This is a genomic window from Kaistella antarctica, assembly GCF_900109615.1.
Taxonomy (GTDB): Bacteria; Bacteroidota; Bacteroidia; order Flavobacteriales; family Weeksellaceae; genus Kaistella; species Kaistella antarctica.
The window spans coordinates 805,725-818,370 of the sequence record NZ_FOIX01000002.1; the positions used below are offsets into that span (position 1 = coordinate 805,725).

Here is a 12,646-nt window from a genome sequence, read left to right on the forward strand (position 1 = left end):
AACTCCCTTTATTTTTAGGTGTGGCTTTTCTTTTTAAAGACATTGATGCAACGTGGCGAACTTTCTAGATCAAAATCATTTAAGTGGTAATCTCCGAAAATTTGAATCTGCTCAAAACCGAATTCTTCTGCATATTTATTAATTTCTCCTATCGTATGTAATTTAACCTTCTCAAAGAAATGGTAATCGCGTCCTTTGTGATTAAAATTAATGTCTTTAATGATATGCTGATCTTCAATTTTCTTCTTAATCTTAAAGTCAATTTCTCCCTTAGTCGTATTTTCTTCTATAATTAATGAATTCTCAACCCACTTTGCATTCAAAAAATCCAGGACAAAATATCCGCTATCCTTTAAAATATTAGATATCGATTGAAAAACTTTTCGATCATCATTTTCATCTTCAAAATAACCGAAACTCGTGAAAAGATTTAAAACAGCGTCTGCTTTTTCGGTGGAAAGATCTGCGGATATCTCTTCCCTCATATCATGAACTTTAAATTTTAAAGTCGAATTTTCAAACTCTTTATTGTGTTCAATACTTTGCTGAGATAAATCTAAACCCAAAACTTCGAAGCCCATTTTATTTAAAAAAACAGAATGTCTGCCTTTTCCACAAGCCAAGTCAATAATCTTAGAATTTTTTGGAATATTTAAGTAGTTGATTAGTAACGTAATAAAATTTTCTGCCTCAGCAAAATCTCTGTCTTTATAAAGAATATGATAATAAGGAGTATCAAACCAAGTTTCAAACCATGCCATTCTGCAAAAATAACTAAATTTGCAATTGCAAACCGACAAGTTGTAAAAGATTTCTTTTATGAGTGATCTTCTAATACCTTTATTAACTCAATTTGTCCTTATATAGAAACTTTAGTTATAAACTCAATTCACTTTTAATTAATATCACCAATTGTTGATCAATACGATATGGACACAGAAAATTTAAAAATACAGATCAAGACTTTTTTCGGACTCGAGGAAATTTTAGCAGAAGAAATCAGAAAACTCGGCGGAGCAAATGTTGAAGTTAAAAACAGAGCGGTAAACTGCGAAGGTGATTTGGGATTTCTTTACAAAATTAATTATTCAGCCAGAACGGCGTTGAAAGTTTTAGTTCCCGTTTTAACTTTCAAAGCTTGGGATGAAAACCGTTTTTATGACAAACTTTTTGATTTCCCTTGGGAGGAATATATGACCGTTGATCAAACTTTTGCCATCGACACGACCATTTATTCTGAACGCTTTTCGCATTCGCAGTTCATGGCTCAAAAAATGAAAGACGCGATTGTAGATTATTTCAAATTTAAATACAACAAAAGACCGAGCGTAAATATTCAAGATCCAGATATTAAGATTCACCTTCACATCGATCGGGAATTGGTCACCGTTTCTTTGGATTCCTCTGGAGATCCTTTGTTTAAAAGAGGTTATAGAAAAGAACAAGGTGAAGCGCCACTGAATGAAGTGCTTGCTTCTGGAATGTTGCAGTTAGCCGGTTGGGACGGAAAAGGAAACTTTCTGGATCCAATGTGCGGTTCTGGGACCTTATTAATTGAAGCAGCGATGATTGCCATGGATTTACCAGCACAAACTTTCCGCAGAAGATTCGGTTTTCAAAACTGGTTGAATTACGACGAAGAATTATTCAAAACAATTAAAGAAGTTCGTCTTAATCGCGTAAGAGAATTTACCGGAAAGATCGTAGGTTACGATATCGATTCAGATATGCTACACGCCGCGAAGATCAATATCGAATCTGCCGAAATGGATGATGTTATTGAAGTGAAAACGCAAGATTTCTTTGACTCTAGAAAAGAGTTATTTCCACTAATGATGGTTTTCAATCCACCTTATGATGAACGAATTGTAATCAACGATGATGAATTTTATAGCAAAATCGGTGACACCTTTAAGAAAAACTATCCGAATACTTTAGCTTGGTTAATTTCTTCCGATATGGATTCTTTAAAGAGAGTAGGATTAAGACCTTCACGTAAAATCAAACTGTATAACGGAAAATTAGAATGTCGTTTCATGCAATATGAAATGTACGAAGGAACTAAGAAAATTCATAAATTAGAAGGGAGAGAAGGAGACAGTTAATTCCCAATTAACACATCGCCAAATCAACAAATTATCGCATTGAACACCATCTCCATCATCATCGCCATCTACAACCGAAAAGACGAACTGTTCGAGTTGCTCAATTCCTTATCGCATCAATCCGATAAAGATTTTGAGGTAATTATTGTTGATGATGGTTCCATTCTTAATTTACGTCCAACAGCAGAATTATTTCAGGAGAGTTTAAAAATTGAATTTTTCCGAAAAGATAATTCCGGTCCTGGACTGTCGCGAAATTTCGGAGCGAGAAGAGCCAAAAATGACTGGCTGGTTTTCGTTGACTCCGATGTGATTGTCGAGACCGATTATGTCCAGAACATCAAAAAGAATCTTTCCGAAATTCCGTGCGACTCTTTTGGTGGCGCCGACAAAGCCCACAAAGGCTTTAACCTGATGCAAAAAGCGATTTCCTATTCGATGACCTCCATTTTTACAACGGGTGGAATTCGCGGCAGTAAAAAGGCCGTCACCAAATTTCAACCTCGAAGTTTTAACATGGGCGTTCGAAAAACCGCGTTCGAAAAAGTCGGAGGCTTTTCAGAAATGCGTATTGGTGAAGATCCGGATCTCTCGATGCGACTCTGGGAGAATGGCTTTACGACCGCATTTTTCGATGATATTGGTGTTTATCATAAACGCCGTGTAGATTTCGGAAAATTCTCCAAACAAGTGTACCAATTCGGTTGTGCGCGTCCGATTCTGAATCAGCGGCATCCGAAATATGTCAAAATATCTTTCGCCTTTCCGTCGCTCTTTTTGATTGGTTATTTCCTCGGGTTTATCGAATATTTTTTCTTTCAAAAAGGCCTTATTCTAGGATTTTATGGACTTTATACATTCATAGTTTTCTTCCACGCCTTATACAAAACCAGGAACGTAAGTATCGCTGCAAATGCCATTATCGCAACGTATATTCAAATGTTCTCCTATGGCGTCGGCTTCCTCAAATCTTGGATTTTACTCAATATTTTTAGACAAAAACCGGAAGATGCATTTCCCTCGCATTTTCATAAACAGTGAGGCGCATCATTGACTTCATCAAAAGGTTTTATTGAATAGCTGTATTTTTGGCGCACAATTCCGGCTTTCACTACTCGCTTTATTTTGCCAGCGCTTTTTGCCTCCGCGTAAAAAAAGAGCTCAAACATGCCGTTCAATCCGGGGCGCAGTTTCCGCTTAAAATCCCTATTTTTGCAAAAAGATAAGCATGCAAAATTACCTGGAATTTAATTTTAAAATACAGCCATTACAGCCTTGGAATGAAATCCTGATGGCAGAACTCATCGAAATCGGTTTCGACAGTTTTACCGAAGAGTATGATGGAATTTTAGGCTACATTCAAACGGAGTTATTCAAAGAAGAAGAATTAAAAGAAGTTCAATTGCTTCAAAATCCGGATATCAATATTTCTTACACTTTCAAAGAAATGCCGAACATCAACTGGAATGAAGAATGGGAAAAAAACTTTTCTCCCATTAATATTGAAGATCAAGTTTCTATCCGTGCAGAATTTCACGAAAATCAAAACTTGCCACACGAAATTATCATTCAACCCAAAATGTCTTTCGGAACCGGTCATCATGCCACCACTTATTTGATGATTCAGCAAATGCTCGACATGGATTTTGCAAACAAAACGGTTTTGGATATGGGTTGCGGAACTTCTGTTTTAGCCATTTTCGCTAAACAAGAAGGTGCAGGAAAAACCGTGGCGATTGATATTGATGAATGGTCCGTAGAAAACTCCATCGAAAACGCTGCAAGAAATAGTGTAGAACTTGAAATCTCTCAGGGAACTGCAGATAATTTAGGAAGCGAAAACTTTGATATTATTTTAGCGAATATCAATAGAAATATTTTGATTTCAGATATTCCAACCTATGTTTCGATATTAAATAATGGTGGACAATTATTGCTTTCAGGCTTATGTTTCTTTGATGTAGATGATATTCTGGAAGTTTGTACAGCAGAAAAACTGACATTAAAAAAGAAAATTCAGCGGGAAGAATGGGTTTCTTTACTCTTGGAGAAATAAAAAAACCTAGCAAAATGCTAGGTTTTTAGTGACCTCGACTGGATTCAAACCAGTAACCTCCTGAGCCGTAATCAGGTGCGCTATTCAGTTGCGCCACGAGGCCGTTTTTCGGTTTGCAAATATAACAATTTTTTACTCCTTTCAAATAATGAAATCAACTTTTTTTACTTTCTTATCGTTTTTTCTTTTTATTGCTTGCAAAAAAGAAATTAAACCAGCTTCAAGAAATTGGCAAATTATTTCAGAGAATGTCAAGTTTAAAGACGATGTAAATACGTTACAGCTCAAATCTGGGAAATTTGATTATGCTCTTCCGACCTCAAAACTTCCTTTTAAAAAAGTGATTTTACTGAATGCCAGTTTGGTTGGGTATTTTACAGAACTTGGTTTGGAAGGTAACATCATCGGCATTTCTAGTCCTGAATACGTGTATTCTAAAAAAGTTCATCAGTTGATTGAGGAAGGTAAAATGCAAACCGTTGGGAACGAGCAAAAATATGATATGGAAAAAATTATTGCTTTAAAACCCGATGTCATTTTCACCAATTATATCGCAAGTTTCGAAAACACCTACGATTTAATAAAGAAAAACGGAATCGAAATTATTTTCATTAACGAATATCTAGAACAAAATCCGTTAGAAAAATCAAAATACTTATTGATCTTTGGAAAACTCTTGAATAATGAAAAGAAAGCAGTGACCAAAATAGAGGAAATTCAAAAAAGTTATGATTCTTTAAAAACTTTAGCGAACACTGCAGCAAATAAACCTATTGTACTTGCGAATGAAATGTACGGTAATCAATGGTTTCTGCCAGGGGGAAAATCAAATTTAGCGCAATTCATCTCGGACGCTAATGGCAAGTACATCAATGCTGATAATTCTGAAACGAAAGCAATTCCGATGAGTTTTGAAGAAGTTTTTGTTAAAGCTCAAAAAGCGCAATATTGGGTGAATGTCGGCAATCATCAAAATAGGAATGAATTGTTGCAAATCAATCCGAATTACACCAAATTACCTGTCTACAATAACGGTGAGATGTACACCATCACTGGCAGAACAAACGGAAAATCAAATGACTATTTTGAAAGTGGAGTTGTTAGAGCTGATCTTGTTCTTAAGGATTATATCAAAATTTTCCATCCTGAATTGTTACCAAATTATCAATTGACTTATTTAAGTGAGTTGAAGTAGAATTTATTTCTATTTTTGCACCTCTGAACCTGTTTTACTATTGACCGATTATTTATGTGGAAGAAAATTAAAAGACTCATCTATATCATCATCCTAGCAAATATTTTATTTATTGCGTGGGGCAAATTCTTTAATCCAATTGTTACCATCACTCAAGTTGGAGGTTTAATCGAATATGGAAAGCTGAAACGAGATTATGTCTCTTACGATGAAATGGGCAATAATGTGAAAAAAGCCGTTCTGGCCGCGGAAGACCAACGCTTTTTCGATCATAATGGATTCGACTATAAAGCGATTGAAAAAGCGCTGGAGAGTAATCAAAAAGGAAAGAAACTTCGTGGCGGAAGTACGATTTCGCAGCAAACCGCCAAAAATGTTTTTCTCTGGCAAGGCAGAAGCTGGGTTCGCAAAGGTTTTGAGACTGTATACACCTTCATCATTGAGTTAGTCTGGGGTAAAGATGTTATCTTGGAAAGATACCTCAACTCAATCGAAATGGGGCGTGGTGTTTTTGGAGTGGAAGCTGCTTCAAAATACTACTTTAAAAAAAGTGCACAAAATTTGACCAAAAGTGAGGCTGCCTGGATTGCCACAATTTTACCAAATCCCAAAAAATACGATCCGAAAAACCCCTCTGCTTACCTCAATAAGAAGCATAATTGGATCATGCGTCAGATGAATAATATCACGCTTAAATAATTTATCTTTACCGAGATTATGGGAATTATTTTTCGACATAGGGAAAGCTTCAGCACGATTCTGACCAAATATTTTAGTTTTAAAAATGAGACCAAATCTTTGGAGCCACTCATTGAATTGCTTCGAAGTATTCGATCAGAAGATTTCCACGAGATTTTAGAATTTTTGCGAGATCATCCTGATGTTACTGAAAATTTAGGATACTATATTCACAATTTATTTGCTGGCAAACCCTTTAATCTATCTTTAACAGAAGCTAATATTCTCTCGGAAAACGCTTTCTATCCTGAGTTAAAAAAACGTTTGCTTGATAAAGTTTTGCCCAGTGTTGAAAACGAAGATACTGTGTGGTATTTGGTAGATACGGTTTCTGTTCGTCCGAAAGCTGATTTAGAATTTTTTAGAAGTCTTGACAAAGATCATTTGGATGAGATTTTCAGATTATTAAAAATTAATGAATTCATTTTGAAACCCGGTGTTAAAAATGAATTATTATTTTCTCTTAATATATTGTCTTGGCGTATTATCGGTAATGCGCTTGATGTACAAGTTGTCAATATGGCTCCAGAATATCGGAATTTTGATAATCCGTTTTTGGCGATGCAAAATGAAATTGATTTATTGAATCAAAGTTATAAGGACAATCCGAATTTTAAATTGACTTCGAAGGATGTTAATTACAAGCAGATCAAAGTGTTGATGCAGCAATGTTTAGACTTTGTTGCGCTGGCTTTTAAAAACTCTTCAAAATACGGCATATCTGGGAAAATCAATCAATCATTAATTAAAATCAGACAACAATTAGAAAGAATGTCTGACATAATTTCGGTGATGATTTTTGACAAAGAAGAAGATGTTCTTAAAAATTCTAAAAGATTATTTTTTAAAATATTAGAATATAAATCGCATAAAAATAATTTAAGAGAACTCATCTCTGACAGCACGACCCTGAAATCTCACCTGATTACCAATCACACTGCAGAAACTGGTTCGCACTACATCACGTCTACGTCAAAAGATTACATGTCGATGTTTTATCGGGCAAGTGGTGGTGGCGTCATTGTAGGCGCGCTTTGCGTTTTAAAATTGCTGTACAGTTATATACCAGGCAGTGATTTTTCGCATGCTTTCCTGTACGCTTTTAATTATTCGATGGGTTTCATTATGATTTTTCTAATGAATTATACTTTAGCTACTAAGCAACCTGCGATGACCGCGGCTACGATGGCGAAGGTTCTTTCTGAAGGAGAAAACACCCGTAAGAATTACGTCGATTTTGCTCATTTAGTTTCCAAATTATTTCGGACGCAGTTTATCGCTTTTATGGGCAATGTGCTATTAGCGTTCCCAATTGCCTTGGCCATTATCTACGGAATGGATGTTATTTTCAAACAAAATTTCGCCGTAGAAAAATCAGTTTCGCTTTTGAAAGATTTAGATCCCATTCAGTCGAAGGCAATTTTACACGCCTGTATTGCTGGTTTTTTCTTGTTTATTTCAGGGATTATATCAGGTAATGTCGGCAACAGTTCGGTTTTCTATCACATTCCGAAACGAATTGAAAAGAATCCTTTTCTTAATTACTTTCTCGGGAAAAATACAGCCAAAGGGATTTCTGATTATTATGCGAAAAATTGGGCAGGAATTATCTCCAATTTTTGGTTCGGAATTTTTCTTGGCATCACTGGTCCAGTCGGACTTTTCTTCGGACTCGATTTAGATATTCGTCACATTACTTTTGCTTCCGGAAACTTTGCTTTAGGATTATATGGTGCAGATTTTTCAGTTGCGATGACTACTTTCTGGATTGCTTTTGCAACTGTTTTCATCATCGGATTTTTCAACTTCGCAGTCAGTTTTGGGTTGTCAATGATGTTAGCTTTCCAGTCAAGAAAGATTAATTTCGGAGAAGTGCGAGAGATCTATCGTGAAATATTTAGGTATTTTATGAAGAATCCGTTGCGGTTTTTCTTGCCGCTTCGATCCAGTTTAGATGACAGTACCAAAGAAATGGTTGAGAATACGGTCGCTACAAAACCAGAAGATCAATAAAATTTTCTTCGCCAAATTTCTCCTGAAACTTCTTTAAATAAAAAGTTTTCCGCATTCTAAAATCATTTTTAAGCAGAGGCGATTTTATTCTAATTTCTAAAATTTTATTGTTGAGATTCACTGATTCTATTTCATTGTAAAGAGCATCGTTCAAGTATTCATGCAGGAAATCTTTAACTTCAAAGGCTAATAGTTTATTTTCAAATCCGTACAATCTCGCGAATGATTTCACGAGTTCAGAGGATTGATACTCTCTTTTTCTTTTTTTCATGACAGCCCAAAAATTTTGCTTTCTTCATTGATTCTTTTCACCACATTTTCAGTTCTTTCTCTACTCGTATCGGTAATGAATATTTGTCCAAAATGTTCCTGATTCACCAGTTCAATTAATTGTGAAACTCTGGTGTCGTCTAATTTATCAAAGATATCATCGAGTAAAAGAATCGGCGTTTTCCCGGTTAATTCCTTAATCCGATTCATTTGCGAAAGTTTTAGGGCAATTAAAAAGGATTTCTGCTGACCTTGGCTGGCTGTTCTTTTCATTGAAATTCCATCCATTTCAAAAAGCAAATCATCTTTGTGAATTCCCTTAGAAGTGTACGTGAGCATTCGGTCTTTCTCCAAATTTTGTTGCAGTAAATCTCCAAAGTTATTATTGCTTAAATCTGATTCGTAAATGACCGTAATTTTCTCTTTTCCTTTAGAAATGATTTCGTAATAATTTTGAATTAAAGGAACGATTGAATCCGTAAATTCTCTCCTCTTTTCAAAAATTTTGGAGCCGAATTTAATTAAAGGTTCATTGTAAATCTCTAGATTATCCGAATCGAAATATCGGTTTTTGGCGAAATCTTTTAGTAAAGCATTTCTTTGTTGAACCGTTTTTTGGTATTGAATTAAGTTAAAAAGATACTCTGAATCTGTTTGCGAAATCATCGCATCTAAAAACTTTCGCCTGCTTTCTCCCGAGTCAGAGATTAAGTTAGAATCGTAGGGAGAAATAATGACACTTGGCAGGAAACCAATATGATCCGCGATTCGATCGTAGGATTTATCGTTCTTCTTGATGATTTTCTTAGCTTCTTTGGGTTGCTGAATTTTGATGATGTTTTCTTTTTCACCATCGTCGATTGTTCCTTCAATCGTGAAAAAGTCCTCTTCAATTTTGATATTATTGAGATCTTTATTTCCCAGGAAACTTTTAGCCATCGACAAGTAATGAAGTGCATCCAAAATATTTGTTTTTCCGACGCCATTATTTCCGACAAAACAGTTAATTTGTTTTGAGAAATCAAAGTCTTGTTCCTGATGATTTTTGAAGTTTTGAATTTTTAAATTGTTGATGATCATTTTTTATTTCTTCAAAATTTCGAGGAGTTTTTTTGGATTCTGTCTGCTGTCCCAAAAAGAAAGTATGAAAATATTTTGTTGGTCAATTTTATAAACCAAACCGTATTTTTCGAAATGGATAATTCGTGCATTATAGTTTTCAATTTCTTCACCAGCAAAAGGATTTAACTGAATTAAGTTTATTTTCTCATAGATGAGCAAATTAAGTCTTTTAGAATATAAAATACTTTTGTTTCTTTTATTCCAATATGCAAAAAGTTTATTTCTTTGGTTAATTGCTAAATTAGTCCAAACAACAATCACTGCATCCATTCCTCATCCAGTTTTCTAAGTTCCTCATCCGTCAAAGTTCTTCCATACTTAATATCGTCTTCCGCCATTAGTAGCATTTCCTTCTGTGTTTCCGAAAGTTTGAATTTGAGCTCCGAATCGTTTTCAGTTGACGAAAATATTTTGTCTAGTGCATCTAACAAATCTATATTTTTTGTTAAAAATATTTTTTGAACCAATCTGCTTCTTAACACATCTAAATTTTCCATTACCCATAATTTCTGTAAAGATAAAAATTTCATTTCGGACTTCTTTCACAAAAGACTTGCTGAATTTAGTTTTCAAAATTGACGAAATGCGGAATATCGGTTCCAAATGAGTTGATAGGAATCATATCATTTCGGTAACCATTGAAATCGTACGCTGCCTTATTATCAAAAGGAACATTCGGATAATAGACAAATGAAATCTGGATTTTGTTGAATACTAAATATGGATTGTCGATCAACACACCCAATCCAAATTTCGAATTGGTTTTTGCGTTGAATAAACTCTGATTATTTTGTGAAAGCCAACCTAAAGCGATAATACTATATGGACTAAAATGGAAGTTCTTCCAGGTTTTATTGACGAACATTTGCATCTGATGACGCAGAATTAATTTCTTTGTTCCGATATAATCACCACTATATTCAGGGAATTCTGAGTCATCAGAAAAATTAATTCGGTTTTTGTAAGAGGTATTGTAAAGCTGACTTCCCCAGGAGAAAGTAGGCGAAAAGAAATGTCTCACTTTGGCAAATTTCCAGTCTTGTAAATTGGTAAAATAAGTTCCTTCCAGTTTGAAAGAATCGGTATTTTCTTTTTCTTCATTAAAGAATCTTCCATATTCAGCTTTGGCCGTAAAATATCCCCAGTTGAAAAAACTCCCATACGAGGTCGATAAACCGGCATACGGAATTACCTTTTCACTTCTCGTAAGCAATCCACCCGTGAGACCAAATGATTTTCCATACGGAATATCTTCCGGAAGATTGTAGTCGAAAATATCTCGCTTCACCTCAAATTTTCTTTCAATATAATTTGCCGACGCTAAAAAACTGGTGTACGTGGAAAAAAAGTTTTGTGGATCAATTGCTGGACTGTCTTTGTACTGGTAGTTTTGAAAACGTCCCAAGACCGCGATGTTTCGAGAAATTTCACCTTGATTCCCGACAAATACTGGGAACTGATATCCGCCCCACAAATCCTGATTGTAAACCTTGATTTGAACTTCTGGAAAAGAATCCGTATTTTCGATCGGCATCAAAACTTTGCGCATAAAATATTCAAAGGAAAATCCTCCAGCCCATTTCGTAAGCGGAGAAAAGAACTCACGACTGGCGCTAAAATTGATTCTTTCGTTGTCTGAAAAATCCTTTTCTCCCAAAATTCCGGCATTAATAAAAGTTCCAAAAAGGTTGTAAGCCATATAACTTCCAAACAGCTGAGTGTTTTTTTCCTTAAAATCATTGGAGTAAAGGAAGTTGACCTCATGACCTAAGCCGAGCAGATTTTGTTCTTTAATTCCTACTCCGATTTTACTGCCCGATAATCTGAACCTCGGTTTTAAACTCCAGGAATCCAAAACTTTCACGAGTACATCAATTGAATCCTTGCTAGAAATGTTGTCAATAACACTGATATTGATCCGATTAACAAATTTCATATCCCTTAAAACACGTTCGGATTCGTATAGTTTTTGAGCATTGTATTCTTCTCCTTTTTTGAAAAGCAGATAATTATTGATGGTTGATTTTTTAGAATCGATGTGAATACGATCCGCAAGTCGGTCGTACCATTTAGCATTCTCTTTTTTTTGTGCAATCTGATATCCAAAAGGATCAATCGTTTCAATTATAATATTTCGAATTATTTTTCCTGAATAGGAGGCCGTGGAAGGCTTTTCAATGCGCGATGCTACAGAAACAGAATCGGCTTCCCGACGAAAAACAAAACGGTGGATAAATTTTGTGGATTTCCGCTTGTCAGAAAACGCTTCGATTTTATAATATAGGGAATCCTTTTTCTCTAATGAATCTTTTTTTTCTTGCGCTGAAACAAAAGAAATACCACATAGAAATAGCGTGAGGAAAAGGAAAGTAAAAGATTTCAAGAAGATTTTATTTTGAAATTGAAGGTCAATATGTTAACCACTGCAAGGTAATAAAAAACAAAGGCATTACGCTACAACTCTCTACCCAAAACGAAAAATAGGAATCTTTATTAGAATTCTCAGCATAGTAAATAAAGATAAAAGTAAAGACAGTTGTCAAATAAAAAGCAATTGAAAATTGGGGTTTTAAATAAAAAATTGCCAAAAGTAAACTGATGAAAATTAAAAAATAAGCCAAGTATTTGGTATTCTGAATTCCGATAAGTCGTGGAAAGGTGACGATGGTATCCGATTTCATATCTCGAATGTCAAAAGGTAAAACCAACGCCGTAATAAAAAGCCAGCTGATCCAGAAAATTTCTGCGTGAAAAGTCGGAAGGATCAACCAGGAATTGATCAAGGCCCAAGTTAATCCAACGTAGAATATTTTAAATAAAGGGATTTCACGAACAAAGTATTTTAAAAATTTACTGTCATACAGAAGACCAATTATCACGATGATTAACCACTTTATTAATCGGCCATCATTATGATTGTAGATAATTAAAGCTGCCGAAACGATCCCTGAAATTACATTAAAAACTAAAACTTTATAGAAAAGCTTTCCGCTGTTCTGATGCTTTGTGTAAAGGTAGCCGCTAAAGTAAGTAATGAAAATTAGCGCGATGGTCGGTGTTTTGATGATATTCTGCTCGTACATAAAAAAAACGGCAAATGAAGTTCCCATCAAAGAAACATAAATTTGACTATCGATCAAGTATTTT

The 12,646-nt window shown here is 35.0% G+C and carries 13 protein-coding genes and 1 tRNA gene; 6 read left to right on the forward strand and 8 right to left on the reverse strand.

What is annotated here, in order from left to right; all coding sequences use genetic code 11:
* Nucleotides 1–14: 14 nt before the first annotated feature.
* Nucleotides 15–761 carry a class I SAM-dependent methyltransferase gene (locus BMX49_RS08360; protein WP_034716011.1) on the reverse strand — a complete coding sequence of 249 codons (747 nt, stop codon included), beginning with the start codon at nt 759–761 and terminating at the stop codon, nt 15–17.
* Nucleotides 762–929: 168 nt separating this feature from the next.
* On the opposite strand from BMX49_RS08360, the gene BMX49_RS08365 reads away from it, so the two are divergent.
* The 3 genes from BMX49_RS08365 (at nt 930) to prmA (ending at nt 4,161) form a co-directional block, all read left to right on the forward strand.
* Nucleotides 930–2,105, forward strand: coding sequence for a THUMP domain-containing class I SAM-dependent RNA methyltransferase (locus BMX49_RS08365; RefSeq protein ID WP_034716010.1), 1,176 nt, complete (start codon nt 930–932; stop codon nt 2,103–2,105).
* 39 nt (nt 2,106–2,144) lie between these two features.
* The gene (locus tag BMX49_RS08370) at nt 2,145–3,146 is read left to right on the forward strand and encodes a glycosyltransferase family 2 protein (protein WP_034716008.1); all 1,002 of its coding nucleotides are present in this window, start codon (nt 2,145–2,147) and stop codon (nt 3,144–3,146) included.
* Between the two features lie 187 nt (nt 3,147–3,333).
* Complete coding sequence (gene prmA, locus BMX49_RS08375; RefSeq protein WP_034716006.1) at nt 3,334–4,161, forward strand: 50S ribosomal protein L11 methyltransferase; 828 nt, start codon at nt 3,334–3,336, stop codon at nt 4,159–4,161.
* A 29-nt stretch (nt 4,162–4,190) separates the two neighbouring features.
* Here the strand turns inward: prmA and BMX49_RS08380 are convergent.
* A tRNA-Arg gene (locus BMX49_RS08380) sits at nt 4,191–4,264 on the reverse strand.
* 45 nt (nt 4,265–4,309) lie between these two features.
* Between BMX49_RS08380 and BMX49_RS08385 the strand changes: the two genes are divergently transcribed.
* The 3 genes from BMX49_RS08385 to BMX49_RS08395 are packed head-to-tail and all read left to right on the forward strand — an operon-like array spanning nt 4,310 to nt 8,107.
* Nucleotides 4,310–5,356 carry an ABC transporter substrate-binding protein gene (locus BMX49_RS08385; protein ID WP_034716004.1) on the forward strand — a complete coding sequence of 349 codons (1,047 nt, stop codon included), beginning with the start codon at nt 4,310–4,312 and terminating at the stop codon, nt 5,354–5,356.
* A 54-nt stretch (nt 5,357–5,410) separates the two neighbouring features.
* On the forward strand, nt 5,411–6,055 hold the full coding sequence (gene mtgA, locus BMX49_RS08390) for a monofunctional biosynthetic peptidoglycan transglycosylase (protein WP_034716002.1): 645 nt from the start codon (nt 5,411–5,413) through the stop codon (nt 6,053–6,055).
* A gap of 18 nt (nt 6,056–6,073) precedes the next feature.
* On the forward strand, nt 6,074–8,107 hold the full coding sequence (locus BMX49_RS08395; protein WP_034716000.1) for a transporter-like protein: 2,034 nt from the start codon (nt 6,074–6,076) through the stop codon (nt 8,105–8,107).
* Here the strand turns inward: BMX49_RS08395 and BMX49_RS08400 are convergent.
* The 6 genes from BMX49_RS08400 to BMX49_RS08425 are packed head-to-tail and all read right to left on the reverse strand — an operon-like array spanning nt 8,085 to nt 12,639.
* Nucleotides 8,085–8,378 (reverse strand): hypothetical protein, encoded by a 294-nt coding sequence (locus tag BMX49_RS08400; RefSeq protein WP_034715998.1) that lies wholly within the window; start codon nt 8,376–8,378, stop codon nt 8,085–8,087. The two genes, BMX49_RS08395 and BMX49_RS08400, sit on opposite strands and share 23 nt — an antisense overlap.
* Nucleotides 8,375–9,457, reverse strand: coding sequence for a DNA replication/repair protein RecF (recF, locus tag BMX49_RS08405; protein ID WP_034715996.1), 1,083 nt, complete (start codon nt 9,455–9,457; stop codon nt 8,375–8,377). The genes BMX49_RS08400 and recF overlap by 4 nt, the downstream gene beginning before the upstream one ends.
* A 3-nt stretch (nt 9,458–9,460) precedes the next feature.
* Complete coding sequence (locus tag BMX49_RS08410) at nt 9,461–9,769, reverse strand: type II toxin-antitoxin system RelE/ParE family toxin (protein WP_034715994.1); 309 nt, start codon at nt 9,767–9,769, stop codon at nt 9,461–9,463.
* Nucleotides 9,757–10,029, reverse strand: coding sequence for a hypothetical protein (locus BMX49_RS08415; RefSeq protein WP_034715992.1), 273 nt, complete (start codon nt 10,027–10,029; stop codon nt 9,757–9,759). The genes BMX49_RS08410 and BMX49_RS08415 overlap by 13 nt, the downstream gene beginning before the upstream one ends.
* A gap of 32 nt (nt 10,030–10,061) precedes the next feature.
* Nucleotides 10,062–11,882 carry a hypothetical protein gene (locus tag BMX49_RS08420; protein ID WP_034715990.1) on the reverse strand — a complete coding sequence of 607 codons (1,821 nt, stop codon included), beginning with the start codon at nt 11,880–11,882 and terminating at the stop codon, nt 10,062–10,064.
* Between the two features lie 25 nt (nt 11,883–11,907).
* Entirely contained in the window at nt 11,908–12,639 is a 732-nt protein-coding gene (locus tag BMX49_RS08425; RefSeq protein ID WP_311316288.1) for a UbiA prenyltransferase family protein, read from the reverse strand.
* Nucleotides 12,640–12,646 lie beyond the last annotated feature (7 nt).

What these genes read in the sequence shown, in the direction of transcription:
- BMX49_RS08385 (WP_034716004.1), top strand. Translation starts at nt 4,310, where the DNA reads ATGAAATCAACTTTTTTTACTTTCTTATCGTTTTTTCTTTTTATTGCT.
- BMX49_RS08360 (WP_034716011.1), bottom strand. Translation starts at nt 761, where the DNA reads ATGGCATGGTTTGAAACTTGGTTTGATACTCCTTATTATCATATTCTT.
- BMX49_RS08415 (WP_034715992.1), bottom strand. Translation starts at nt 10,029, where the DNA reads ATGAAATTTTTATCTTTACAGAAATTATGGGTAATGGAAAATTTAGAT.
- recF (WP_034715996.1), bottom strand. Translation starts at nt 9,457, where the DNA reads ATGATCATCAACAATTTAAAAATTCAAAACTTCAAAAATCATCAGGAA.
- BMX49_RS08365 (WP_034716010.1), top strand. Translation starts at nt 930, where the DNA reads ATGGACACAGAAAATTTAAAAATACAGATCAAGACTTTTTTCGGACTC.
- BMX49_RS08400 (WP_034715998.1), bottom strand. Translation starts at nt 8,378, where the DNA reads ATGAAAAAAAGAAAAAGAGAGTATCAATCCTCTGAACTCGTGAAATCA.
- BMX49_RS08410 (WP_034715994.1), bottom strand. Translation starts at nt 9,769, where the DNA reads ATGGATGCAGTGATTGTTGTTTGGACTAATTTAGCAATTAACCAAAGA.
- mtgA (WP_034716002.1), top strand. Translation starts at nt 5,411, where the DNA reads ATGTGGAAGAAAATTAAAAGACTCATCTATATCATCATCCTAGCAAAT.
- BMX49_RS08395 (WP_034716000.1), top strand. Translation starts at nt 6,074, where the DNA reads ATGGGAATTATTTTTCGACATAGGGAAAGCTTCAGCACGATTCTGACC.
- prmA (WP_034716006.1), top strand. Translation starts at nt 3,334, where the DNA reads ATGCAAAATTACCTGGAATTTAATTTTAAAATACAGCCATTACAGCCT.